21 protein-coding genes and 1 pseudogene are annotated in these 23,498 nt (G+C 71.0%); 9 read left to right on the top strand and 13 right to left on the bottom strand.

Annotated features, from left to right (window positions below; genetic code table 11):
- Nucleotides 1-583 precede the first annotated feature (583 nt).
- Entirely contained in the window at nucleotides 584-1,249 is a 666-nt protein-coding gene (locus ACSHXN_RS22475; protein WP_355132057.1) for a DUF461 domain-containing protein, read from the top strand.
- Nucleotides 1,250-1,469: 220 nt separating this feature from the next.
- On the opposite strand, the gene ACSHXN_RS22470 is transcribed toward ACSHXN_RS22475, so the two are convergent.
- Entirely contained in the window at nucleotides 1,470-2,150 is a 681-nt protein-coding gene (locus ACSHXN_RS22470; protein WP_009340348.1) for a response regulator transcription factor, read from the bottom strand.
- Entirely contained in the window at nucleotides 2,147-3,415 is a 1,269-nt protein-coding gene (locus ACSHXN_RS22465; RefSeq protein WP_059126979.1) for a sensor histidine kinase, read from the bottom strand. The genes ACSHXN_RS22470 and ACSHXN_RS22465 overlap by 4 nt, the downstream gene beginning before the upstream one ends.
- 242 nt (nucleotides 3,416-3,657) lie before the next feature.
- Here ACSHXN_RS22465 and phoU point away from each other — a divergent pair, with 242 nt between their 5' ends.
- Nucleotides 3,658-4,347: a phosphate signaling complex protein PhoU gene (phoU, locus tag ACSHXN_RS22460; protein ID WP_355132058.1), complete on the top strand. Its 690-nt coding sequence runs from the start codon at nucleotides 3,658-3,660 to the stop codon at nucleotides 4,345-4,347.
- 497 nt (nucleotides 4,348-4,844) lie between these two features.
- Nucleotides 4,845-5,096, top strand: a complete 252-nt coding sequence (locus tag ACSHXN_RS22455; protein WP_355132059.1) for an SCO4226 family nickel-binding protein — start codon at nucleotides 4,845-4,847, stop codon at nucleotides 5,094-5,096.
- A gap of 347 nt (nucleotides 5,097-5,443) precedes the next feature.
- On the opposite strand, the gene ACSHXN_RS22450 is transcribed toward ACSHXN_RS22455, so the two are convergent.
- Complete coding sequence (locus ACSHXN_RS22450; RefSeq protein WP_438303598.1) at nucleotides 5,444-6,679, bottom strand: serine/threonine-protein kinase; 1,236 nt, start codon at nucleotides 6,677-6,679, stop codon at nucleotides 5,444-5,446.
- 465 nt (nucleotides 6,680-7,144) lie between these two features.
- On the opposite strand from ACSHXN_RS22450, the gene ACSHXN_RS22445 reads away from it, so the two are divergent.
- The 3 genes from ACSHXN_RS22445 (at nucleotide 7,145) to ACSHXN_RS22435 (ending at nucleotide 12,379) form a co-directional block, all read left to right on the top strand.
- Complete coding sequence (locus tag ACSHXN_RS22445) at nucleotides 7,145-8,728, top strand: FG-GAP and VCBS repeat-containing protein (protein ID WP_438303597.1); 1,584 nt, start codon at nucleotides 7,145-7,147, stop codon at nucleotides 8,726-8,728.
- A 467-nt stretch (nucleotides 8,729-9,195) separates the two neighbouring features.
- The gene (locus ACSHXN_RS22440; RefSeq protein ID WP_438306489.1) at nucleotides 9,196-11,268 is read left to right on the top strand and encodes an N-acetylmuramoyl-L-alanine amidase; all 2,073 of its coding nucleotides are present in this window, start codon (nucleotides 9,196-9,198) and stop codon (nucleotides 11,266-11,268) included.
- Nucleotides 11,269-11,416: 148 nt separating this feature from the next.
- The gene (locus ACSHXN_RS22435; RefSeq protein ID WP_438303596.1) at nucleotides 11,417-12,379 is read left to right on the top strand and encodes an NAD(P)H-dependent flavin oxidoreductase; all 963 of its coding nucleotides are present in this window, start codon (nucleotides 11,417-11,419) and stop codon (nucleotides 12,377-12,379) included.
- An 82-nt stretch (nucleotides 12,380-12,461) separates the two neighbouring features.
- Here the strand turns inward: ACSHXN_RS22435 and clpS are convergent, their stop codons facing one another.
- Nucleotides 12,462-12,734, bottom strand: coding sequence for an ATP-dependent Clp protease adapter ClpS (gene clpS, locus ACSHXN_RS22430; protein ID WP_355132063.1), 273 nt, complete (start codon nucleotides 12,732-12,734; stop codon nucleotides 12,462-12,464).
- 940 nt (nucleotides 12,735-13,674) lie between these two features.
- Between clpS and ACSHXN_RS22425 the strand changes: the two genes are divergently transcribed.
- Complete coding sequence (locus ACSHXN_RS22425) at nucleotides 13,675-13,884, top strand: hypothetical protein (protein WP_355132064.1); 210 nt, start codon at nucleotides 13,675-13,677, stop codon at nucleotides 13,882-13,884.
- A 282-nt stretch (nucleotides 13,885-14,166) separates the two neighbouring features.
- Here the strand turns inward: ACSHXN_RS22425 and ACSHXN_RS22420 are convergent, their stop codons facing one another.
- The 5 genes from ACSHXN_RS22420 to ACSHXN_RS22400 form a co-directional block, all read right to left on the bottom strand.
- Nucleotides 14,167-14,415 carry a DUF7660 family protein gene (locus ACSHXN_RS22420; protein ID WP_355132065.1) on the bottom strand — a complete coding sequence of 83 codons (249 nt, stop codon included), beginning with the start codon at nucleotides 14,413-14,415 and terminating at the stop codon, nucleotides 14,167-14,169.
- A gap of 191 nt (nucleotides 14,416-14,606) precedes the next feature.
- Nucleotides 14,607-15,092: a DUF4265 domain-containing protein gene (locus ACSHXN_RS22415; protein ID WP_355132066.1), complete on the bottom strand. Its 486-nt coding sequence runs from the start codon at nucleotides 15,090-15,092 to the stop codon at nucleotides 14,607-14,609.
- 223 nt (nucleotides 15,093-15,315) lie between these two features.
- Nucleotides 15,316-16,380 carry a CU044_5270 family protein gene (locus ACSHXN_RS22410; protein ID WP_356291262.1) on the bottom strand — a complete coding sequence of 355 codons (1,065 nt, stop codon included), beginning with the start codon at nucleotides 16,378-16,380 and terminating at the stop codon, nucleotides 15,316-15,318.
- Nucleotides 16,377-17,015 carry an RNA polymerase sigma factor gene (locus ACSHXN_RS22405; RefSeq protein ID WP_438303594.1) on the bottom strand — a complete coding sequence of 213 codons (639 nt, stop codon included), beginning with the start codon at nucleotides 17,013-17,015 and terminating at the stop codon, nucleotides 16,377-16,379. Before ACSHXN_RS22405 ends, ACSHXN_RS22410 begins: the two co-directional genes overlap by 4 nt.
- A 299-nt stretch (nucleotides 17,016-17,314) precedes the next feature.
- A complete protein-coding gene (locus ACSHXN_RS22400) occupies nucleotides 17,315-18,076 on the bottom strand; it encodes a phosphoglyceromutase (RefSeq protein ID WP_355132069.1) in 762 nt (253 codons plus the stop codon).
- Nucleotides 18,077-18,251: 175 nt separating this feature from the next.
- On the opposite strand from ACSHXN_RS22400, the gene ACSHXN_RS22395 reads away from it, so the two are divergent.
- Nucleotides 18,252-19,508 carry an MDR family MFS transporter gene (locus ACSHXN_RS22395; RefSeq protein WP_355797697.1) on the top strand — a complete coding sequence of 419 codons (1,257 nt, stop codon included), beginning with the start codon at nucleotides 18,252-18,254 and terminating at the stop codon, nucleotides 19,506-19,508.
- Between the two features lie 26 nt (nucleotides 19,509-19,534).
- Here the strand turns inward: ACSHXN_RS22395 and ACSHXN_RS22390 are convergent, their stop codons facing one another.
- Nucleotides 19,535-20,029: a cupin domain-containing protein gene (locus tag ACSHXN_RS22390; RefSeq protein WP_383351240.1), complete on the bottom strand. Its 495-nt coding sequence runs from the start codon at nucleotides 20,027-20,029 to the stop codon at nucleotides 19,535-19,537.
- Between the two features lie 31 nt (nucleotides 20,030-20,060).
- The gene (locus tag ACSHXN_RS22385) at nucleotides 20,061-20,432 is read right to left on the bottom strand and encodes a DUF4267 domain-containing protein (RefSeq protein WP_438303592.1); all 372 of its coding nucleotides are present in this window, start codon (nucleotides 20,430-20,432) and stop codon (nucleotides 20,061-20,063) included.
- Nucleotides 20,433-20,529: 97 nt separating this feature from the next.
- Between ACSHXN_RS22385 and ACSHXN_RS22380 the strand changes: the two are divergent.
- Nucleotides 20,530-21,133 (top strand): annotated as a pseudogene (locus ACSHXN_RS22380) (TetR/AcrR family transcriptional regulator).
- A 4-nt stretch (nucleotides 21,134-21,137) separates the two neighbouring features.
- On the opposite strand, the gene ACSHXN_RS22375 reads toward ACSHXN_RS22380, so the two are convergent.
- Nucleotides 21,138-22,811, bottom strand: a complete 1,674-nt coding sequence (locus tag ACSHXN_RS22375; RefSeq protein ID WP_438303591.1) for a glycoside hydrolase family 55 protein — start codon at nucleotides 22,809-22,811, stop codon at nucleotides 21,138-21,140.
- Between the two features lie 160 nt (nucleotides 22,812-22,971).
- Complete coding sequence (locus ACSHXN_RS22370) at nucleotides 22,972-23,472, bottom strand: YbjN domain-containing protein (RefSeq protein WP_355132075.1); 501 nt, start codon at nucleotides 23,470-23,472, stop codon at nucleotides 22,972-22,974.
- Nucleotides 23,473-23,498 lie beyond the last annotated feature (26 nt).

Genomic DNA, 23,498 nt, shown 5'->3' with positions numbered 1-23,498 from the left:
CGTCTTCTGAATGGCGTTTTCGCAGGTCAGGGCATATCTCGGGGCTTGACAACCGCAACAGGAACGTGCTTCGAGGGGGCGACGGAAGACGGTATTCGCAGGTCGGAGCCGCTCTGCGGGTGAAGAGAAACGCGCACGTTACACACATCGAAGGCACCTGACTAGGTCCGGAACGCCCCTTTATGTCCTCCCTCAAGCGATCGACTTCCGCTACTCCGTTCGGCGCCTCATGGCCGCTGCGGGGCGAATCCGGAATTGATCACGGCGCACGGTGATCCCGCTGTTGATCGGTTGATCGATTTTCGGCCCCTCCGTGCATTTCCCTGCGGAAAACCACCACGGGGCTGGAGACGCTTATGTGAATACTGGACGACGTGAGGTCAAAGTGGCTGAGGAGATGTCTGGGATCAGTGTGACGGAAGCGACTTCGCCAGGTACCACCAGGAGGCCCCGCATGCCTTGGGGCGGGTCGGGTGCGGCGGCCGTGGAACGGCTCGGTAACCTAAGGCCGCTGACAGACACTTAGGGCGGCTTTATCAGGGAGTCGCCCTGCACCGCCCACGTTCAAGGAGTTGCCGCCGCCGTGAGCAGCAGCATTCGACGCGGCGCCCTCGCCGCCGCCGCCATCGCGTTCTCGATCACCTCGCTCGCCGCGTGCGGCGCCGGCAACAACGCCCAGACGCTCGAGGTCAAGCCCGACAACGCGGCGACCAGCGTCGGCGACATCAAGGTCCAGAACGCGATGGTCATCACCCAGCCCGACCCGAAGGCCAGTGGCCCGGCCGTGGTCTCGGCGACCATCTTCAACACCGGCACCACGTCCCAGACGCTGGACTCGATCAGCGTGGAGGGCGACGGCACCGCCGAGATCTCGCCGGCCAAGGGCGGCGGCAGCGTGACCGTCCCGGCGGGCGGCTCCCTGGTGCTCGGCGGCAAGGACAACGCCACGGCCACGCTGAACAACATGGACGCCGCCGTGCAGAACGGCAACGCGCAGAAGATCACCTTCTCGTTCAGCAAGACCGGCGACGTCAACCTGCGGGCGTTCGTCGTCCCCGCCGAGAGCTACTTCACCAAGTGGGGACCGAGCAACATCCCCTCGACGCCGTCCCCCACCGGCTCGCCGGCCGGGCACACCACCCCGTCCGGGTCGGCCACGGGTACGCCCGCCTCGGGCGCGCCCGGTACGCCCGCGGGCGAGGAGCCGGGAGGCGGCACGACGACGGAGTCGAGCTCGTCCGGGCAGTGACACCGGGCCGGGACGCCGGCATCCGGTGACCGCCCCATCGCCGTGGTGCCCGCGTGGCGGCGCATCACGGCGGCGGAGGCGAGCGAGGACCGCGGACCCGGAACGCACGAAGGGCGGTACCCCCTCCTGGGGGTGCCGCCCTTGGTCGTTCCGTGCGGGCGCGTGAGGGCTGTTCAGGCCCCGCTCAGGGGCCGTTTCCGGCCGACGCGCGCCGGCCGGCTCACGGCTCGAACTTGTAGCCGAGGCCGCGGACCGTGACCAGGTAGCGCGGGGCGCCCGGGTCCGGCTCGATCTTCGCGCGCAGGCGCTTGACGTGAACATCGAGGGTCTTGGTGTCGCCCACGTAGTCGGCGCCCCAGACACGGTCGATGAGCTGCATACGGGTCAGGACGCGGCCCGCGTTGCGCAGCAGCATCTCCAGGAGGTCGAACTCCTTCAGCGGCAGGTCGACCTTGGAGCCGGAGACCGTGACCACGTGGCGGTCGACGTCCATACGGACCGGACCGGCCTCCAGCGCGGCCGGGGTGACCTCCTCGGGCTCCCCGCGGCGACGCAGGACGGCCCGGATGCGGGCGACCAGCTCACGCGAGGAGAACGGCTTGGTGACGTAGTCGTCGGCCCCTATCTCCAGGCCGACGACCTTGTCGATCTCGCTGTCCTTGGCGGTCACCATGATGACCGGGACATTGGAACGGCCGCGCAGCTGGCGGCAGACCTCCGTGCCCGGCAGGCCGGGCAGCATCAGGTCGAGCAGGACGAGATCGGCGCCGTTGCGCTCGAACTCGTCGAGACCGTCGGGCCCGGTGGTCGCGATGGCGACCTCGAAGCCCTCCTTGCGGAGCATGTAGGACAGGGCGTCGCTGAAGGACTCCTCGTCCTCGACGACGAGTACTCGGGTCACGGAAGGACCTCCGGGGCGGGAAGCGGTTCGTACGGGGATGTGACGGTGGTCGTCCCGTCGGGCCGGCCGTCCTCGTCGTCGAGGCCGGACGGGTGATCGGTCGCACGGTCACGGGCCGCACCCGCCTCCGGCAGCCGCAGGGTGAAAGTGGAGCCCTGACCCTCGGAGCTCCACACGGTGACCTCCCCGCCGTGCGAGGCGGCCACGTGCTTGACGATCGCGAGACCCAGCCCCGTACCGCCCGTGGCACGGGAGCGAGCCGGGTCGACGCGGTAGAAGCGCTCGAAGATGCGCTCCTTGTCCTTGTCGGAGATGCCGATGCCCTGGTCGGTCACCGACACCTCGATCAGATCCCCGCCCGAGGCCGACATCCTGCGCGCGGCGATGCCGACGCGGGTGCGGGCGGGCGAGTAGTTCACGGCGTTCTCGACGAGATTGCCGAGAGCGGCGGCCAGCTGGCCGCGGTTGCCCCACACATGCAGATCGGCGGTGCCACCGGCGGCCATGGTGATCTGCTTGGTGCCGGCCTGGTGGCGGCAGCGGTCGATGGCCTCGGCGACCAGTTCGTCCACGCGCACGGGCTCGGCGTCCTCGAGGGGGTCGTCGTTCTGCACCCGCGAGAGGTCGATGAGCTCCTGCACGAGGTTGGTCAGCCTCGTGGCCTCGATCTGCATACGGCCCGCGAAGCGCTCCACGGCCTCGGGGTCGTCGGAGGCGTCCATCACGGCCTCGGAGAGCAGCGACAGGGCGCCGACCGGTGTCTTCAGTTCATGACTGACGTTGGCCACGAAGTCGCGGCGCACCGCCTCTATCCGGCGGGCCTCGGTGAGATCCTCGACGAGCAGCAGCACCAGCCGCGAGCCGAGGGGCGCCACGCGTGCCGACACGGCCAGGGCCTCGCCCCGTCCGGTGCCGCGGCGCGGCAGGTCCAGCTCGACCTGGCGTATCTCCCCGTCCCGCCTGGTGTCACGTGCCATCTGGAGCATCGGCTCGACGGCGAGTTTGCCGCCCCTGACGAGTCCCAGGGCGTACGCTGCCGAGCTGGCCTTCACCACGGCGTCGGCCTCGTCCAGCACAACCGCCGACGAGCGCAGCACGGACAGCACGGTGTCGACGCCCGGCGGAAGCACGGGGTCGGTGTGCAGGGAAGTGCGGGTAGGGCGCTTCTGGTCGCGCTCGCTCCAGCGGAACGCCAGCATGGCGATCACGCCGGTGAGCACCCCGGCGATCGCTGCCGCTGCGGCGACCGCCGCGTTCACGTCCATGCACCCAGGTTAGGCACGTCGGGACGCCGGACCACAGCCATCCGAGTGCGACCTCGGACACTCGTCGCCCAGAGTTCACCTTGGAGCCAGTATCGGTTCATTTGAGATGACTGAAACAGTCGCGTACGGACCAGAACGTGGGAGCGTGGGGTGCAAAGGGCGCCGTGACGGCCGTGTTCACCATGGTGACGACGGGCCCGGGCCCCCGGCCCCCCGAAAAGACGTAAGAGAGGGACACCCTGATGCGGGACGCGTACCACGAGGAACTTGACTCGATCGGTGAAGGTCTGGTCGAGATGGCCCGGCTCGTGGGGTCGGCGATCGGACGCGCCACGACGGCGATCCTCGACGGTGACCTGAAGCTGGCGGAGACCGTCATCGAGGGCGACAAGAAGGTCGACGAGCTCCAGCACGACCTGGAGGCGCGCGCGATCGCCCTCCTCGCCCGCCAGCAGCCGGTGGCGACGGACCTTCGCATCGTCGTCACGTCGCTGCGGATGAGCGCCGACCTCGAGCGCTCGGGCGATCTGGCGCAGCATGTCGCGAAGCTGGCCCGGCTCCGCTTCCCGGAACGTGCCGTCCCGCTGGACCTGCACGCGACCATCCTGGAGATGGGCCAGCTCGCCCAGCGCCTGATGGCCAAGGCCGCCGAGGTGATCGTCACCAAGGACGTCGACCTGGCGATGCAACTGGAGCAGGACGACGACGAGATGGACCTCCTGCACCGCACGCTCTTCCAGCACCTGATCGACGACCGCTGGCAGCACGGCATAGAGACGGCCGTGGACGTCACCCTGCTGGGCCGCTACTACGAGCGCTACGCCGACCACGCGGTTGCGGTGGCGAAGCGCGTGGTCTACCTGGTGACGGGCGAGCACGCGGACGAACTCCAGCCCGACATCCAGCCGGTGACGGGCGTCGAGGGCGCCTGAGAGACGTCCGACGGGGAGAGGCCCGCGGTCCGCGCTCGACGGCGGACGCTCGGACCGGCACCCTCCTCTCGGGGGGCTCGAAGGGGCCCGGCCGGCTGTGCACAAGCCTCTGTGCGCCGTTGATGCGCCTGTCGACGGGGGCATGAAATGAGCACAGGCACCAGTCTCGAGGAGGGACCCATGGCCGAGACCCCCAGCACGCAGGACCCCACGCAGGAGCGCGAGACCCAACAACCCGTCGAGATCACGAGCCTCCCGCTGGTGGGCGCGTGCGGCTGCGGCTCCGGCTGCGGGTGCGGATGCCAGTCGGGCGCTCCGTGCCAGTGCGGCTGACGCCGGACGACAAGGACGATCCCACGGGGACGACCGGACATCGAGCAGGACCAGAGGGGCCCCGGCACTGCGCCGGGGCCCCTCGTGTCCGTGGCAGGTGCCGCCCGACGGGCGCAGCATGGGAAGCGGAGCAGGCGAGCCCGTCCGGAAGGAGGTACGCGGCGATGACTCAGTTCATGGACGTCCACCACGGGATGAAGGACATCACCGACGACCGGCTGAAGCAGATCCACCGGGCCGATCTCGCCGTGGAGAAGGAGGAGGGCGTGCACTTCGAACGGGCCTGGGCGGACCCCGGGACCGGCACGCTGTACTGCCTCTCGGAGGCCCCCTCCGCCGAAGCGGTCCGCCGCGTCCACGAACGCGCCGGGCACGCACCCGACGAGGTCCACCCCGTCCCGCTGTCCATCTGGTGACCCGCACCGCGCCGCCCCCGGACCACGGCAAGGTCCGCGAGCGGGAGCGGGAAGAGGTGCGGTCCCGCGCCGGTGCCCTGCTCGTCCCGGTGGGCCGGGGCACGACGACGTGAGCAGGGGCGGGCCGGTCACGGAAGGTGAACCGGCCCGCCCCTGTCGCGATGCCGCCCGCGTACCTCCCCCCGGAGAGCAGGCGACCGGACCCCGCCCGGGGTCACTACCTCCAGCGCACCGGGCGCACCAGGTGTCACGGGTGCGCGGCCACTGTCGCAAGATCGGCACAACTGTGCCGTCGGGTCCCTCGTCCGGCCACATCCTCCGTACGACGTGTCCATACGGCCGGCAGTTCAGTCGTCGGACCCCTTGCCCTTGCCCTTCCGGCCGTGCCCGCCCCCGTGGCCGTCGCCGCCGTGGCCGTCGTCGCCCTGATCGTCCTGTGGTGCGGCGGTGTCGGGGGGAGCACCGGCGGAGGGCCCCGTCGCAGAGGTCCGGTCGGCGGACGCGGAGGGTCCCGTCCCCGGCACCGAGGAGGCCGGCGCAGTGGGGGTGTCGCGGCCGGAATCGCCGTTCCAGGTGGCGCCGAGGGCGACGGCCCCCGCGAAGAGGGCCACACCGACGGCACCCAGTACGGCTTTTGACGGCGGCTTGCGCCGGCCCCGCCGCTGGACGCGTGGGGACGTCTCCGCCGCCTCCGCTTCCGCGGCGACCGGCAGGGCTGCCGTGCGGGGGACATCCTCCGGACGGTCCTGTTCCGGTGCCGCCGGATCCGGCGACTGGTGCCAGGCCTCGAGCCAGGCGGCCGCCTGGTCGGCGGTGGGGCGGCCGTCCGCGTCCTTGGAGAGCATGCACATCACGTAGTCGGCCAGCGCCGGCGGTATGTCCGGCCGCAGATGGGTGGGCGGTGCCGGCCGGGCCTCGACGTGCTGCTGCACCACGGCCAGCGAATTGGTGCCGCGGAAGGGGGGATGACCGGTGAGCAGTTCGTACAGAACGCAGCCGAGCGAGTAGACGTCGGAGGCGGGCAGGGCGGAGTGCCCCATGGCGCGTTCGGGGGCGAGGTAGGCGGCGCTGCCGACGATCTTTCCGGTGGCGGTCAGTGCGCCGGCGGCCGCGTCGGCGAAGCGGGCGATCCCGAAATCGGTGAGTTTCACGTTCCGGTCGATCGTGAGCATGACGTTCGCGGGCTTGACGTCCCGGTGGATCACCCCGTGCCGGTGGGCGGCGGCCAGTCCGGCGGCCATCTGGGCCGCGATGCTGGCCGCCTCACGCGGGGCCAGCACGCCGTACACGGAATGCTCCTGGGAGAGGTTCCAGCCGTCGACGAGTTCCATCACCAGGTAGGGCCGACCGTCATGGGAGCCGAAGTCGTACACCCCCACCACGTTGGGGTGACTGAGCCGGCCCGCGGTCTGCGCCTCCATCCGGAACCGCTCGAGCGCGGCGGCGTCGTCGCCGTGCAGCACCTTCACCGCGACGGTGCGGTTGAGAACGTGGTCGGCGGCACGCCACACCTCGCCCATCGCGCCGCGCCCCAGCGGTTCCTCCAGCTGATAGCGGTCCTCCAGCAGCACCCGTGCCCCCACCCCACATCGACAACACTCGTCCACTGTGACGCCGCTTCTCACGGTCCATCACGTCGTGAGCCGCAAGGGGCCCACGTCCCCGGTGCCGACGGGCCGACGACACGCCTGCCCCGGCGACGGGCCCGCCGGGGCAGGCGAACGAAGGGGTCGCCTCCGCCCGACCGGCGCGTGAGCACACCCGCACGGGCGTGACGAACGCTGCCGGGACCGACGGTCCACTCCTACAGCGCACGGGGGCGCCGAGGCGTCACTCCCGCGCCGGGTGCCACAGCCGTGCGCCCTGCCGCGTCGTGCCTGCCTCCACCACTGCGCCACGGGCCGTCTCCTCGGGGGCCGCCCGCGCGTTCTCCTGTCGGAACGACCCGGTCGGGCGGCTCGCCCTGTGACGTCCGGCCGGGCCCGTTCGCTTGGTGAGTACCGCCCGGGGGCGGGTGGGGCAGTCGGAAATCGGGGGGGGTGGGACATGTGAGTCTCCGTACGACCGGTGCGCACATGCCATGGAGCCGGAGACGGCCGGCGTGGCTCACGGCCGGAGCCGTCCTGCTGAGCGGAGCGGGCATCGTCGTCTGCGCCGTCGGCCTTCCGCCCGCGCAGCCACAGGTGCACGGGCGGGAACCTGCGGGGCACCCCGTGCATGCGACGAACGGGCGAAGGGGGCACACGCCGTCACCGCACCGGGGTGCGGACCGCTTCGGCGGAGCGCTGCCCGCCCGGGACACGACGGGTGCCCAGCACACCTCGGCCGCCGGCCGCAACCGCGCCGGCATCACCGCCCTGGTCTTCGGCACCCCGAAGGCGTCGGGCGCCGCCGGGAGCGTGACCGTCGTCCCCGGCGGCCCCGACGGGCCCGCCGTCGCCTCGAAGGTGACACTCACCCAGGACAGCCCGGGGGTGCCCGGGTCGGCCGAACCGGGTGACGGTTTCGGTGCCGCGACGGCGTGGGGCGACGTGAACGGGGACGGCCGTGCCGACCTCGTGATCGGCGCCCCCGGCGAGGACGACACGAGCGGCCACGCCGACCGCGGGTCCGTCACCGTCCTGTACGGCCCAGGTCTGCGTTCCGGGTTCTCCTACACGACCTCCGGCGTCCCGGCCACCGGGGCGCGGCTCGGTTCCGCGGTCGCCGTCGGTGACTTCGACGGCGACGGCAGGGCGGACGTGTTCGCGGCGGGCGCGGGCCGGGGCGGCACCTGGAACGTCCGCCTGACCGGCGGCGCCACCACGTCCGGCAGGCTCGGCGGCGCCACCGGCCCGGACGCGCGACTCCGCGCCGCGACAGGCGACTTCGACGGGGACGGCTTCGCGGACGTCGCCCTCGTCCACCGTGGCGCCGACGGCATCGGGCGCGTGGTGTGGTTCGCGGGCTCGGCGTCCGGACCGACCCGGGCGGGAGCCGTCCCGGTGCGGGGTGCCCGGTCGATCGCCGCGGGCGACTTCGACGGCGACGGCCACGACGACCTCGTGGTCGGTCAGCCCTGTGCCGCCGAGTCCGGCGGCAGGGCGGGCGGTCAGATCACGGTGGTCCCCGGGGCGGCGACGGGCTTCAGGCCCGCCGGCCGCAAGGTCGTCCACCAGGACGCCGTCGGCGTGGTCGGCGCCGACCGGCCCGGTGACGCCTTCGGCGCCTCCGTCGCGGTCGGCGACTACAACGCCGACGGCCGTGCGGACGCGCTCGTCGGCACCCCGGGCGAAGACCTCACCCGCGACGGCGTGGAACGTCTCGACGCCGGCCAGGCCACCCTGTTCCAGGGCTCCGCCTCCGGTCTGACGACGAGCGGTTCCTTCACCCTCAACCAGGACACCCCCGGAGTCCTCGACTCGACCGAGACCGGCGACCGCTTCGGCTCCTCCGTGTCGCTCGCGGACCTGTCCGGCTCCGGACATGCGGGCCTCGTCCTCGGAGCGGACGGCGAGGACGCGGGCGACGGCATCGTCCTGTACACACCGGTCCGCAGCACGGGCTTCGGCCTCGCCCAGACCGTCGCGCTCCGCAGAGCCTCCCTCGGCACACCCGCCGGCGCCCGCCTCGGACAGACGATGACGCCATGACGACCGGCGCCTGACGCCGTGTCGGCCGGCAGGCGCGGGCCGAACGCCATGGCCTTCCGGGACTCCGGCCACACCTCCCACCGTAGTGATCTCCGTCACTCCGGCCTCCTACCCCGTGACGTTCACGGGCCGGTACGCGCTGAGAGAGCGAGTCACCCCTGTGCCGGGCGTGCCTCATGTGACTTTCGTCTGTGGCCTTCACCGGCCTTCTAGGGGTGGGATACGTCGTGAGTGGTCGTCGTTCGCATGCATACAGACCGCTGAGCCTCAAACGGCGCGCGTGGCTGACGCTGGGCGCGGTCGTCCTGGGCGGCGGGGGCATCGTGACCTACGCGGTCGCCAGCCCCTCGGGGGACCACGGAGCGACGGGCCGGGCCAAGCGGCCGGTGAAGGTCTACGACCTCGCGCTGAAGGGCAGCGAGGCCGGCAGGCGGGAACTGCCCCGCACGGACACCCAGCAGTTCTCGATGGTCGGCGTCTCGTGGACGGGTGCCGCCAAGCGGCTCGACGGCACGGTGCAGGTGCGCACCCACAGCCTCGACAGCGGCGAGTGGAGCTCCTGGCAGGACCTCGAACTGAACATCGACCCGCTGGAGAAGCCCGGCCCCCATGTGCGCGGCGCCTCCGAACCGCTGTGGGTCGGCTCCTCCGACGGCGTCCAGGTGCAGGTCGTCCACAAGAACGGCACCACCGGCTCGCTGCCCAAGGGGCTCGAGGTCAACATGGTGGACCCGGGTGTGGTGACCGCCGCGGAGACGAAGTCCGCCGCCGCCGAGCCGGCCGCGTTCGTCGCCGAGACGAGTCCCGGCGCCACACCCTCGGACTCCACCGCGCCCACGGACTCCACGATGCCCACGGACTCCGCCACACCGGGTGACGGCACCACCGTCGCGCCGACGGACGCCCAGACCACCACGCCTCCCGCTCCGGCCGACTCCACGCCCGCGGTCACCCCCAGCAACTCCGTGCCCGCCTCCCCCTCGGCGAGCCCGTCGGCCACCGTGCCGGTCGCGCGGCCGTCCACCGTGCCCGAGCCGCCCATCGTCGCGCGCGCCGGCTGGGGCGCCGACGAGTCGATCAGTCCCGAGGCGCCGGAGTACAACCCGGACGTCAAGGCCGTGTTCGTCCACCACACCGACGGGGCCAACGACTACTCCTGCACCCAGTCCGCGTCGATCGTGCGGGGCATCTACGCGTACCACGTGCAGGTCGAGGGCTGGAAGGACATCGGCTACAACTTCCTCGTCGACAAGTGCGGCACCGTCTTCGAGGGCCGCAAGGGCGGGGTCGACCTGCCGGTGCTCGGCGCCCACACCTACGGCTGGAACCGGGAGTCCACAGGCATCGCGGTGCTCGGTGACTACACCACGACCAGCGCCTCCAACGCCGCGCTGGCCTCGATCGCCCGCGTCGCCGCCTGGAAGCTCGGCCAGTACGGTGCCGACCCCGCCGGAACCACCCAGCTCACCGCGGGTGCCGCCCAGAAGAACTACTTCGGCACCAGCTTCACCACGGGGACCAAGTACACCTTCCAGCGGATCTCCGGCCACCGCGACGGCTACAACACCCAGTGCCCCGGCGGCTCCCTCTACGCCCAGCTGCCCACCATCCGGACGTGGGCGGCCGGACCGGTGCAGGGTCTGAAGGCCACGACGGTCGACGGCGCGGGCCTCTCCGGCTCGACGTACTACACCAAGGGCGCCATCACCGTGCACTGGACGGCCACCACGCCGTCGTCGCTCATCAAGAACTTCCAGCTGCTGGTCGACGGCAAGACCGTGGCCACCACCTCGGGCACCGCCACCTCCGCCGCCGCGACCGTGGCCCTCGGCAGCCACACCGTCGCCGTACGGGCCGTGCACCAGTCCGGCAAGACCTCCACCAGCGCCGGGCTGAGCGTCGTGGCGGAGACGACCGCGCCGACCTTCTCCACCACCCCGCGGCTCTCCCTGCGCTCCGGCACCGTCAACACCACCGCCGTCCCGGTCACCCTCGGCTGGAAGGCGGCGGACGACAAGGCCCTGCGCTACGTGAAGCTGCTGTCCCCGACCGCGGCCACCTACGGCGCGACCACCACCAGCGCCAGCAGCACCGCCAAGTCCGGCGCCGCCACCACCTGGTCGATGCGCGCCTACGACTACGCGGGCAACTACCGCACGTCCTCCCCCGCTTTCACCCCCGTGATCCTGCAGGAGAGTTCCGCCACGAAGTCCGGCAGCTGGAGCACCCGCTCCTCCAGCAGCTACCTCGGCGGCAAGTCGTACTCGAGTGCCTCGAAGGGCGCGAGCCTCACCTGGACGTTCACGGGTCGCTCGGCGGCATGGGTGGTCTCCCGCGCCTCCACCTCCGGCCAGGTCTACGTCTACGTCGACGGCACGAAGGTCAGCACCGTCGACCTGAAGTCGTCCAGCACGCTGTACCGGCAGGCGATCTGGACCAAGTCCTGGTCCACCAGCGCCAAGCACACCGTGAAGATCGTCCTGGTCGGCACCAGCGGCCGTCCCACCGTCACGACCGACGGACTCGTCTACCTCAAGTAGGACGTGATCTGCGGTAGTCGGTGCCACGACCACGCCACCATGCCCCCTGCCGGCGCATTCTGCGCCGGCAGGGGGCATGGTCGTTCACCCCTCCTTCCGCACGCCGTACACCGTGTGCCGCGCTCCGAGGAGTGCGATGATGCGGGCCATGGCGTTGTCGACGGCGTTCACGAAGTTGTTCGGTGTACGGCATCCGATCGCGCTGGCGCCGATGGGCGGTTCCGCCGGCGGTGCGCTGGCCGCGGCCGTCTCGCGCGGCGGCGGGCTCGGACTGCTGGGCGCCGGGGGCGGCGATCCGAAGTGGCTGGCCCGTGAACTGCCCCTCGTCGCACAGGGCACCGACCGGCCGTGGGGCATCGGCTTTCTGACCTGGGCGCTCGATGTCCGCGCGGTCGAGCGCGCGCTGGAGCACCGGCCCCGTGCCGTGATGCTCTCCTTCGGGGACCCGAGCGCCTTCACCGAACGCATCCGCCGGGCGGGTGCGGTTCTCGCCATCCAGGTCACCGACCTGGAAGAGGCCAGGCAGGCGGTGGACCTGGGCGCCGACGTCATCGTGGCGCAGGGCACCGAGAGCGGAGGACACGGGGCCCGGCACGGGCGGTCCACCCTTCCCTTCGTGCCGACGGTGGTGGACCTCGCGGCACCGGTACCGGTGCTCGCGGCCGGCGGCATCGCCGACGGCAGGGGCCTGGCGGCCGCCCTCGCCCTGGGGGCCGCGGGCGCCGTCATCGGCACCCGCTTCCAGGCCACGGCCGAGGCCCTGGTGCACCCGGCCATCAGCGCCGCGCTCGTCGCGGGACGCGGGCAGGACACCGAACGCAGCCGCGTGCTCGACATCGCCCGCAGCTCCCCGTGGCCCTCCCGGTACACCGCCCGCACCCTGGGCCATCCCTACCTCGACCGATGGCGGGGCCGGGAGGCGGAACTCGCCGCGAACACCGAAGCGCAGCGGGCCTATCAGGAGGACGTGGCCCGAGGCGAGGTGCCGCCGCTACCGGTCTGGGCGGGCGAGGCCGTCGACCTGATCACCGACCTGCCGCCCGCGGCCGACCTCGTCGACAGTCTGGCGCGTCAGGCCGAGGAGGCCCTGAACCGCGCCGGAAGGCAGTGACCGCAACACCGTGGAGCGGGGCCCGCATCGGTCCCGGCTGCGGCACGAACCGGCGCCGGGGGACGAACCGAGCGCTCACCGCTCACGGGGAGCGCTGGAGGGTGGCCAACAGGCCGTAGCCGTGCAGCGCCTGGACGTGCCGTTCCATCTCCTCGCGGCTGCCGACGGCGACCACGACCTCGCCCTTGCGGTGCACGTCCATCATCGAGTCGCGGGCCTCGGCCTCGGACCAGCCGAAATAGACCCGGAACACATGGACCACGTATGTCATGAGGGTGACGGGCTCATTGTGGACGATCGCCACCCAGGACGAGTCACCCTCCATGTCCGCACTCGATCTCCGGCCCTCTTCCATGGCGCCCCCGGCACAGGATCATCCCCATCGCGCCCCGTTCGGCACGAGCGCCGCCATGCTAAGGGCACCCGTCCCGTGAAAGGCCCTCCCACCGCCCGGGAAACGGCAGGCCGAGGGCATGTTCAGACACCGCTCACCTCGGCGTCATCCCAGAAGGCCGAGTTCACGTACGACGTCGGCGACAGCAGACGATCCCGGTCGTGAGCGGCGCCGTCACCTGTCCTCCCGGCGCGCGCCCCGTCGACCGCGCGCCGGGGGCGACGACGGCAGGGACGCCGGCGAACGTCCGCGCCACGGACGGCGACGAGGCATGTGCAGTCGGAGCCGGCGTTTCCGGTCCTGGCTCCACACCACGACGCGACTCGGCACCAGGAAGAAGAGCGCCACGAGCGCCGGCCAGAGCGATCGGCCGGTGAACTCGCCCACGACAAGCACCGTCCACCCCACCACAAACGCGATGGGCGCCCAGAGTCCGGACCCGATCGAACGCCGCCAGGCCATACGCCCCCCGCAGAGAATCGTTCCCTCCCACAGCGAGCAACAGAATCACCCCGCCCACCACCCAGGTCAAGCCGCCGAACGCCCGCCCATGCTCACTGATCCGGGCGTCGGCGTGCCGGACGTCGCTCCGGTCGTGCGCCGGCTGACGGAGCTGAGCCTCCGGCACTGCAAGACTCTGGCAACGCGGGTTCCCGCAGTGATTCTCGACGGCGTGCCCGGGGAAGCCGCCAAGGGCACGTTTCCGCAGGTCAACGCAGCTCTTGGCAGGGGGCGGGTTGCGGATGCCGCCCCGTTCCAGGGCCTGTCCGACGGGTCGCGTCACCGACCCCGCACCCGACGGGACTGTCACCCGAATGGCGCACCATGACGTGCCACCCACATGGGTGAAAATCAAGCTGACTAGTGCCCCAACCGAGGCAATCCGTGAAAGGGGAACCACATGCGCATTCGACGCATCCTCGCCGCCGTCGTCGCCACGGCAGCCCTCGCCGGACTCGGCCTCACAGGCGCCGCCACCGCGGCCGCCGCCACCGCACGGGGTGCCCCATCCTATGTCACCCCTTCTGAGTGCAGGCAGGGCGGCGGAACGCCCGATCTGGGGGACAACCTCTGCAAGGGCGGTACCCACGACGGGGAGCAGATCGACTGACCCCACAAGGCGCCCCGCAGCCACGCGCCGCGGGGCGCTCCCGCGGCGCGTGCAGCCGGGAGAGTCGCAGGGACTGTGCCGACCCGTCCGGCACGCCAGGCCCGAGTCGGCCCGGAACCACGCGGCGAGCGGGGCTCCCGAACGCCTTCGCGCGCGAGCGCAGCGAGCTGCCAAGGTTTGCGCGGCCGCAGGCCGCACCTTCTGTTGCTGACGCAAGGAGCCGGGGGTTCCTCGCCCATTTCTCATGCGTCAACTTCGACACGCATTCGACACGACCCCCGATTACTCGTAGACGGCCGCAGCTCCCAAGGCCCGTGCGAAAAAGCCCCAGTCACCGTTGGCGGGCAACTCCCGGCCGGCATTGCTGTACCAGCCGTTCGCGTCGTCGATCCATGCCGCCAAGGCCTCAAGGAAGCTCGCGAGGTCCGCGCTCTCCCACGAGCTGCCGTCCTCGGCGAGGCTGCGATGCAGGGAACGCACGAAGGCGGTCAGGTCTTCTCTGCTGCCGACGTGATCAGGAGAAGTGGTCATGCTCGGCACCGTACTGGGCACGCCGACTCCCGTCGTATGGCAAGAAGCACCCCAACTTGCCGGGGATCCCGAGACGCTGGGACTTTGCAGGTCGGGACGCTGGTCCGCCGTGGCGCAGAGGTCGTCATCGGTCGTTGTCGGCCGCTGTCGATCGGCCTCGGACGGCCCAGCCCTGGCCCACATGATCGGCGTCAGCCGGCGGAAGCGGCCCGCCACCGCGCCGTGATGCACCCCTCTTCCATGTCCCACCACTCCTCGGCTGCGCCATGGTTGAGCAGCCTTTGCACCTTGGCGAGATCAGCGGTGGGCGGAACGTCCAGGGCCACCATGCCGAACCGCTCTATGCCCTCGCCGTCGACGCCAAGTTGCTGAAACGCGTTGATCACGCTCTGCCGTGCCGGTCCCGAGCCGCCGTCACGGAACACGATGAGGCGGATGGTGCAGTTCTCTGAACTCCGAACCACCTCGCCGGCCCATCGCACGCCGTCCTCGTCGGGCTCCATGGCCACGACGTCCCCGCAGGCGATACCTCGGACGAACCAGGGGATGTTGTCGAGCCGTGCGGTGCCGTCCCCCTGGTCGACGGCCCACAGGCTCTCCACCGACGCCGGAGGCCAGTCGTCCTCTATCTCAAGCCGGAAGTGCACCTTCACGTACGGGCCGTCGGCATTCGTCATGCGGCCCAGGATGCACGCATCAAACGAGCCGCCTGGCGGGGGCCCCTTTCGGGTCTACGCGCACCTCATGCCGAGCAGCCGAGACCGGGCCCGGAAGGCTCTCGGGCCAGCGCTCCGGCCGCAAGACTCGGACCGCTGAGGGACCGCACTGGGCCCGGGCCGGGAAAACGCCCCCGGTTCGCACTACAAGTGGAGGTCGGGGACGTGATCACAAACCTACTTCTCACGCATCGGTGCCTTGCGCGCCGGGGCGTTGCTTCTGGGCGTCGACGACGGCCCGTTCCAGCACGGCGGTGTATTCGAGGACTGTGCCGGGCTTGATGTCGTCGGCCTGCTCGACCTGGACAGCGCGGCTGCCGAGATAGGTGTACGTCTTGGGGTCGAAGATCCACTCGGTGCGATCGCCGCTCTGCCGGTCGACGTGGGCCAGGGCGATGCCCTCGCGTCCCACGGCGTCCTTGACGTGTTCCACCACCACAACCCCAGGGATCTTGGCCGCGGCCCGGTACAGCGCCGCGTTCAGCTTCGCCGGTGCGAGCTGCTCCCCGAGCAGGTCGCCGACAGTGGTGAATGCCTCCTGGTCCGGGGAGTTCCCCTGGCCCTCGGTCTCCTTGTAGATCTTCTTCAGCAGGGTGTCCGGGTCGGTGGGCAGCGTCCTGAGGTAGTCGTAGGAGGGGGCGTTCAAGTTGCTCGTGACGTCGCTGTCGAGGGTGATGCCGCCCTTGGGCCGGTAGCCGGGCTCGTCCACCCAGCCCTGCTTGCCGTCGGGGGAATTCCAGACTTCACGGATATGCAGGGGCTGGACGAAGGTCTTGGACTTGTACGCGTCGGTGTGCGAGACGGCGAGGTAGGAGACCTTGCTCTTGACGTAGATGTACTGGCCCGGGTCGGGTTCGGGCGTCTTGCGGGCCGACGCGGCGGCGGCGATGTGCTCGACGGTGGAGGCGAGCTGGGCGGTGCTTCCGGGCTCGATGCGGACGACCGGCGCTTCGACCGGGGGCGGGGTGGCCGCGGTCGTTCCGCTGTCCCCGGAACCGGTCAGCATGGTGACGGCGAATGCACCGGCCAGGGCGGCGGCGGTGACCGGGACACCGATCAGCAGGACACGGCGTGCCGCGCGCCGGGGCGGCGCAGGGGCGGGCGCAGAGGACTGGATCTCGTTCATCAGGTGTTCCTCGAGAAGCAGGTGACGGTCGAGCGACAGGTGCGGGTCTCCCGGCGCCGGCAGCAAACGGGCCAGCTCCGCGTGATCCAGCGGCTCTTCACGCCGGGACTTCTTGCGGATCATTCGGACCTCTCCTCGTACGACTCGTGTGACCGGGCCGCAGTAGTGCGGCCGCCCTGTACTTGTCCGTTGCGCGGTTCCGGTTCCCTGCGTTTCCTCAGCTCCTCGTCTGCCAGCTCGCTCAGCCGTCTGCGGGCGCGGGACAGCCGCGAGCGCACGGTCCCGACCGGGACTCCGAGCACGGCCGCCGCCTCCTCGTAGCTGAGCCCGGACCACACACAGAGCGTGAAGACCTCGCGATCGCTTCGGTTCAGCTTCTCCAGCACCCGCCAGGCGGCAGCCAACTGGTCGCCATCGGCCATGCGGCCGACGAGTTCGTCGGCGAAGTCCGGCACCGTTTCCTTGGCCGGCAGACGCTCCAGGGCCCGCCGATGACGGCGCGAAGCGCGGGTGGTGTTGCGCAGTACGTTCACGGCGATGCCCATCAGCCAGGGCCGCGGGCTGTCGCCCTCGTCCCGCAGCTTGGCGCGCAGCCGCCACGCCTCCAAGAAGGTCAGCGAGACGATGTCCTCGGCGACGGTCCAGTCCCCGGTCACGCGCACCGCGTGCCGGTGGACCAGTCGGGCATGGTCACGGAAGAGCTCGCGGAACGCCTCGGGGTCGCCTGCCCGTATCCGGGTGTGCAATGAGTAGTCCACGTCAAGCTTTGTCCGAGCAGTGGGGCAGGTTCCCGTGGTGTGCGTCACACGGTCAGGCGGCCGGCTCGCGCATCGCGTGCGCCGTCTCCGTGGGGGGAGCGACATCTCGGGCGGCAGCGAGTACTGGGCGGCACGGCAGTTGAGCAGCGGGGCAGGTCGCGTTGTCGGGTCGAGGGGAGGTCTTGTCCGTCAATCCCCTCGACCTGTGGAGATCTCCTCAAGGGCCCACAGCAGGCCCAGGCCGCGAAAATGCCTCCGACCTGCCGCATAGGAGCAGGTCGGAGGCACTTTCACGTTCTCTACTTCTTCTTGCCCTGGTTCTTGACCGCCTCGATCGCCGCCGCGGCCGCCTCCGGGTCGAGGTACGTGCCGCCGGGGTTGACCGGCTTGAAGTCGGCGTCGAGCTCGTAGTAGAGCGGGATGCCCGTCGGGATGTTCAGGCCCGCGATGTCGGCGTCCGAGATGCCGTCCAGGTGCTTGACCAGGGCGCGCAGGCTGTTGCCGTGGGCGGCGACCAGGACCGTGCGGCCGGTCAGCAGGTCGGGGACGATGCCGTCGTACCAGTAGGGGAGCATGCGGAAGACGACGTCCTTCAGGCACTCCGTCTTCGGCCGCAGCTCCGGCGGGATCGACGCGTAACGCGCGTCGTCCGACTGGGAGAACTCGGCCCCGTCCTCGAGCGGCGGCGGCGGCACGTCGTAGGAGCGGCGCCACAGCATGAACTGCTCCTCGCCGAACTCCTCCAGCGTCTGCGCCTTGTCCTTGCCCTGCAGGGCACCGTAGTGGCGCTCGTTCAGACGCCAGCTGCGGTGGACCGGGATCCAGTGGCGGTCGGCCGCCTCCAGCGCGAGCTGCGCGGTGCGGATCGCGCGCTTCTGGACGGAGGTGTGGACCACGTCGGGCAGCAGGCCGGCGTCCTTCAGCAGCTCACCGCCGCGGACCGCCTCCTTCTCGCCCTTCTCGTTCAGGTTGACGTCCACCCAGCCGGTGAACAGGTTCTTCGCGTTCCACTCGCTCTCGCCGTGGCGGAGGAGGATCAGCTTGTACGGTGCGTCGGCCATGGCCCCGAGCGTAATCGAAGCCTCCGACCGGTTGCGCACCCGCTCGCCAGGCGGACGGCCGTCCTCTCGGGCGTCCGTCAGTTGACGGCATCTGTTAATTGAGTAGCCCCTCCGGCCCGCACGCTCGTAAGTTGTGCTCACCGCTCGTACCGCTTACATCCGTGGGGGACCTCTCATGCCGCTCGCCGCCGTCAGACGTGCCGCCCGCGAGACGGTCTCCGGCCTTCCCCGCGCGTTCTGGTGGCTGTGGATCAGCACGCTCGTCAACCGGCTGGGCGCCTTCGTCGCCACGTTCATGGCGCTCTACCTCACCCTGGACCGCGGCTACTCCGCCTCCTACGCCGGACTCGTCGCCTCGCTGCACGGACTCGGAGGGGTGATCTCCTCCGTCGGCTCGGGCGTGATGACGGACCGGCTCGGCCGGCGGCCGACCCTCCTCGTCGCCCAGCTGTCCACGGCCGTCTCCGTCGCCCTGCTCGGTTTCATGCACGACCCGGTCGCGATCGCCGCCGTGGCCTTCCTGGTCGGTATGGCGAGCAACGCCTCCCGTCCCGCGGTGCAGGCGATGATGGCGGACATCGTCCGGCCCGAGGACCGGGTCCGCGCCTTCTCCCTCAACTACTGGGCGATCAACCTGGGCTTCGCCGTCTCCTCGATGACCGCCGGGTTCATCGCCGAGTTCAGCTACCTCGCCGGGTTCCTGATCGAGGCGGGGATGACGGTGATCTGCGCGATCGTGGTGTTCGCCAAGCTCCCCGAGTCACGGCCCGTGGTCACCGCCAAGGAGGCGGCCGGGAAGGACGTCGGGCTGGCGGCCGTCCTGCGCGACGGGCGCTTCATGAGCGTGGTCGGGCTGTCCTTCCTCGTGGCGGTCGTCTTCCAGCAGGGGGCGGTGGGCCTGCCGGTGGCGATGGGCCGGGCAGGTTTCACACCCGCGGACTACGGCATGGCCATCGCCGTCAACGGCGCGCTGATCGTGGCGCTGCAGATCCCGGTCACCCGTTTCATCGAGCACCGCGACCCGCGCCGGTTGCTGGTCGTCTCCTCCATGCTGGCGGGGTACGGCTTCGGGCTCACCGCCTTCGCCGGCTCGGTCGGGGTCTTCATGCTGACGGTCTGCGTGTGGACCCTGGCGGAGATCGTCAACGCCCCCACCCAGACCGGCCTCGTGGTCCGCCTCTCCCCCGTGCACGGGCGCGGCCGCTACCAGGGCATGTACACCCTGTCCTGGGCGGTGGCGGCCCTGGTCGCCCCGCTGATGTCCGGTGTCGTCATCGACCGGTTCGGCGCGGAGTGGCTGTGGGGGCTGTGCGCGGTGGTCGGCACGGGCGCCGCGGCCGGGTACGCGGCGCTGATGCGCCGCCTGCCCGCGGAGGTGACGACGACGGGGGCCCGGGTGGGGGCGCCCGAGGCGGAGGCCAGTACGGCCTGAGCGGGCGACCCCGGCCCGGCGCGCGCTCAGTTCCGGCGCCCCTCCCAGGCCTCGCTCGCCAGGAAGTGGTTGTCGTAGAGCTCCTGTACTTCGAGGAGCGTCTCCGGCGGCACCTTCCCGAGGCCGACGCGCTCCAGATGGCGGAAGTACTCGAAGCGCTCCACGCCCGGAGTGATCACGATCAGGATGTCGGCGTCCTGCCCGGGCGCGGCGGCGAAGGCGTGCGCCGCCCCCGGAGGCACGACGACCAGATCGCCCTGCTCCGCCGTGACGACCCGGTCGCCGGAGAGCAACTGGGCCGTGCCGTCGAGGATGTAGAACATCTCGGCCGAGCGGGTGTGGAAGTGCGGCCGCGCCCCGTCCGCGCCCCCGGCGAGGGTGACGCGCTGTGTGGACAGGGCCCCGCCGGTAGCGCTGCTGTCGGCCAGCAGCCGTACGGTCGTGGGGGCCCGGCCGACGACTTCCGCGTCGGCGGAGCGGACGATCACGGACGAGTCGAAGTGCGGCACGATCAGCGACATTTCAGAACTCCTCGGTAGGCGCGTCGGCGGATCAGGCGAGGAAGAGCAGCGCGGCGGAGACGAGCACCGCCGCCGCCGTGGCGAAGTGGATGCCGAAGGCGGCGGCCCGGGTGCCGCCGTGGCGCAGGACGATGAGCGTGTCGCCGAGCGGGACCAGGGCGGCGGCCACCATGAACCACCCCTCGGCGTGCGCGCCGGCGAAGGCGAGCAGAGCGAGCCCCAGTATGCCGGTGGAGGCGTCGCGCAGACCCTTGATCTCCAGATACGCGGCGTCGCCGCCCGGCTTGGCCGGCACGCCGTAGCCGGTGGCCGCGGCTCGGGGCTGCAGCAGGAAGCGCGCCCCGATCACGAGGACGAACAGGTCGAGCACAAAGGCAAGGCCGTAGGCGGTCGGTGTGAGCATGTCGATCCCCTCGCTAGCATCGCTAGATGTTGAAGCGACGCTAACATAGCGTCGACAGAAGGTCTAGCAGCGCTAGAATTCGGAACGAGAGCGGCTCATGCGTCACGGCCGCACGGGAACGCGCGGAGGCCGAGAGCTGGGACGCGGTGACCACGCGCCGCCTCGCCGCCGAGATCGAATACAGCCGGCCCGTCCCCTACAGCCACTTCAGGGGCAAGGACGCGATCACGGCCGCCGTCGTGTCCAGGGCTTCAAGGACATGGCCGCCGTCGTGTCCAGGGCTTCAAGGACATGGCCGCCGTCGCCGTCCGGGACTTCGAGGACATGGCATGCGAACTCTGCGCACGGCGCGCACCTCGGCGTCCTCACCGCGCGCGGCGCTCACGGCGGTCGGCCGGGCGCGTACGCCGACTTCCGCGGGCGGCGTCCGGCACTGTGCGAGGTGATGTTCACGCACGCCGTGGACGTGCCGTTCGCGACGGCCGAGGCGCCCGCCCCACGGCGCGCCGCCTTCGCCGAACCGCGCCCGGCCGTGGCACCGCTCGCCGCAGAAGAGGATCCCGGCGTCGTCACCGAGACCCTCTGGGCGGGCCCGCACGGACTGCTCACCCTGATGCACAGCGGCCGGCTGCCCCGTGAAACAGCACGACCGCCGGCCGGCCCTCCTGATCGACCGCTTCTGCCCGGCTCGGGCGGGGTGACGGGCTACAACTCCCGCTGCGCCTCGTAGAGGTTGCGCGGACGCACGGTGTCCGTCGTGCCGTACAGCTCCAGGCGGGTGTGCAGATCACCCGTGAAGTCGGGGACGTCGATCTGGTCGAACTCCGTGACCTCGTTCAGTCCCACGGTGGCCGAGTACGGCGCCAGGCCGTCGATCCTCATCAGTCCCGCGCGTCCGTTCGTCACACGGACGTTCCAATGGGTGAAGCGGGCGCCGAAGAGGGGACCTGCGGACGCGTCCCCGCCGTGGCGGCCGTTGTTGTTCACCGTGATGTCCGTCCGGACGTTCGCGAAGGGCAGCCCGCGGTGCGAGTCGAAGGTGCCCATCCGCATCTCGCCGCGCGACCAGACGTTGTAGGAGGACAGTCCCTCCACATTGATGCCGTGGAGTTGGGTGTTCGGCGGGGCGGGGACCGTGCGCTCCTCGACGGTGAAGTCCTCGATCAGGTTGTCGTGCGAGCCCTCCCGGCAGAAGTACGGGTGGTGCGAGCCCCGGCCGGCCACCCGGGTGCGACGCAGCGTGCAGGAGGAGGCGGCGACCAGGCCGAAGCCGTTGTCGACGTCGCGCACCACGACGTCGTCCGCCCAGCAGTCGTACGTGCACTGGAACGCGACCCCGTTGTAGCCCTTGTCCAGCAGGTGCGGGGACTGCGGCGTCTCGACCGCCCGGAGGGTCAGTCCCTCCACCCCGGCGCCGGTCAGCGCAGGCACGTGTGTCGTCAGACGCGGGTCCCACTCCGGGCGCACGTCCAGCGGAAGGGGTCGCTCGAACGTGACCTTCCGGCCCGCCACGCGCGCGATGCGCACCGGCCACTCGTAGGGAACGTACGAGGTCAGCTTCGTCTTGTCGTCCCAGTAGTACGCCTCGGGGCCCGGGCCGCCTCCGGACATGTGCTCCAGGAGGGTGTGCCCGGCGTCGTCCGCGAGGCGCAGCAGGACAAGTTGCCCCGGCCTCAGCCGCCGGGCGTCGGCGACCGTCACCGTCCAGGAGCCCTGCTCGGCCGGGGACACCGTGGTCAGCGTCTCCCATTCGTCGCGCTTGTTGCCCGTCCAGCCCTCGAACGGCCACGCCCGGTCCCGGATCGCCGCGACCAGCGAGTCCCAACGTGACTTCGGCGCCAGCCAGATGAGGCCGCCCGCCCAGGACCAGGAGGACTTGTCGCCGCCGTATCGCGAGCCGTAGGCACCGATCAGCTCGGTGAGGTTCTTCGTCGCGTACAGGGTCGTACGGCCGCTGCCCGCACCCTTGAGGACGACGTTGTCGTATCCGATGCGGATGAGGTCGTCGATGCGGTACGTGCCCGGCGGGATGAGCACCGTGCCGCCGCCGGCCCTCCCGGCGTCGGCGACGGCACGGTTGATCGCGGGGGCGCAGTCGGTGGTGCCGTCCGGCACGGCTCCGTACGCGGTCACATCGGCCACCACATGACGGCGCGGGAAGCTTCTGGCGCCGCGGCCGTAGCCGGCCCGGCCGACGTACGGGATCTGCGGATGGGTGAAGGGGCTGCGGACGAACTCGCGCCACAGGAGGGGCACCGGGCCCTTGTCGCGCGTGGAGGCGGCGGCCGTCGCCGGCGTTCCGGTCACGGCGACGGCCGCCACGGCGATGGCGCTGCCGAGCAGGCTCCGTCTGGTGATGTCCGCGTGCCCCATGCCCATGTCCGAACCGCCTTCCAAGGATGTCGAGGACTCGAGGGCTCCACGACGTGAATTTCCATGGATGTGAACGCTGTTCATGTCTGCGTTGGCGGTGAGCATGCCACGGCGTCCCCGGGCGGGGAAAGGGTCCTGCAGGGGTTGATCGGTACGGACCGGAGCGTCAGCTTTCGGACCGTTCGGTCAAGTGACTGAACGCCGCCAGATTGCGGGTCGACTCGCCGCGCGACACCCGCCAGGCGTACTCCTTGCGGATCGCGGACGCGAAACCGAGCTCCAGCAGGGTGTTGAAACTGCCGTCCGCCGCCTCGAGCACCGACCCGAGCAGCCGGTCCACCTCGTCCGCGGTGACCGCGCCCAGCGGGAGCCGGCCGGTCAGGTAGATGTCGCCGAGCGGGTCGACGGCGTAACCCACCCCGTACAGCTTGAGGTTGCGCTCGAGCAGCCAGCGATGCACGGCGGGCTCGTTCTCGTCGGGGTGCCGGATCACGAAGGCGTTGAGAGAGAGGGAGTGCCTGCCGACGATCAGCGACACGGTCGTCGACAGCTTGCGCGTCCCCGGGAGCTTCACGACGTACGAGCCCGCCTGCGGGCTCTCCCACTCCAGTTCGGCGTCCTCGAGCGCCCCTTCGATGACCTGTGCCGCCTTGTGTTCGTCGGACATGCGGGCAGCGTACGTGACGGGGTCGG

This window comes from Streptomyces sp. HUAS TT11 (assembly GCF_051553595.1).
Lineage (GTDB): Bacteria > Actinomycetota > Actinomycetes > Streptomycetales > Streptomycetaceae > Streptomyces.
This window is presented reverse-complemented; position numbering and strand designations above follow the sequence as displayed.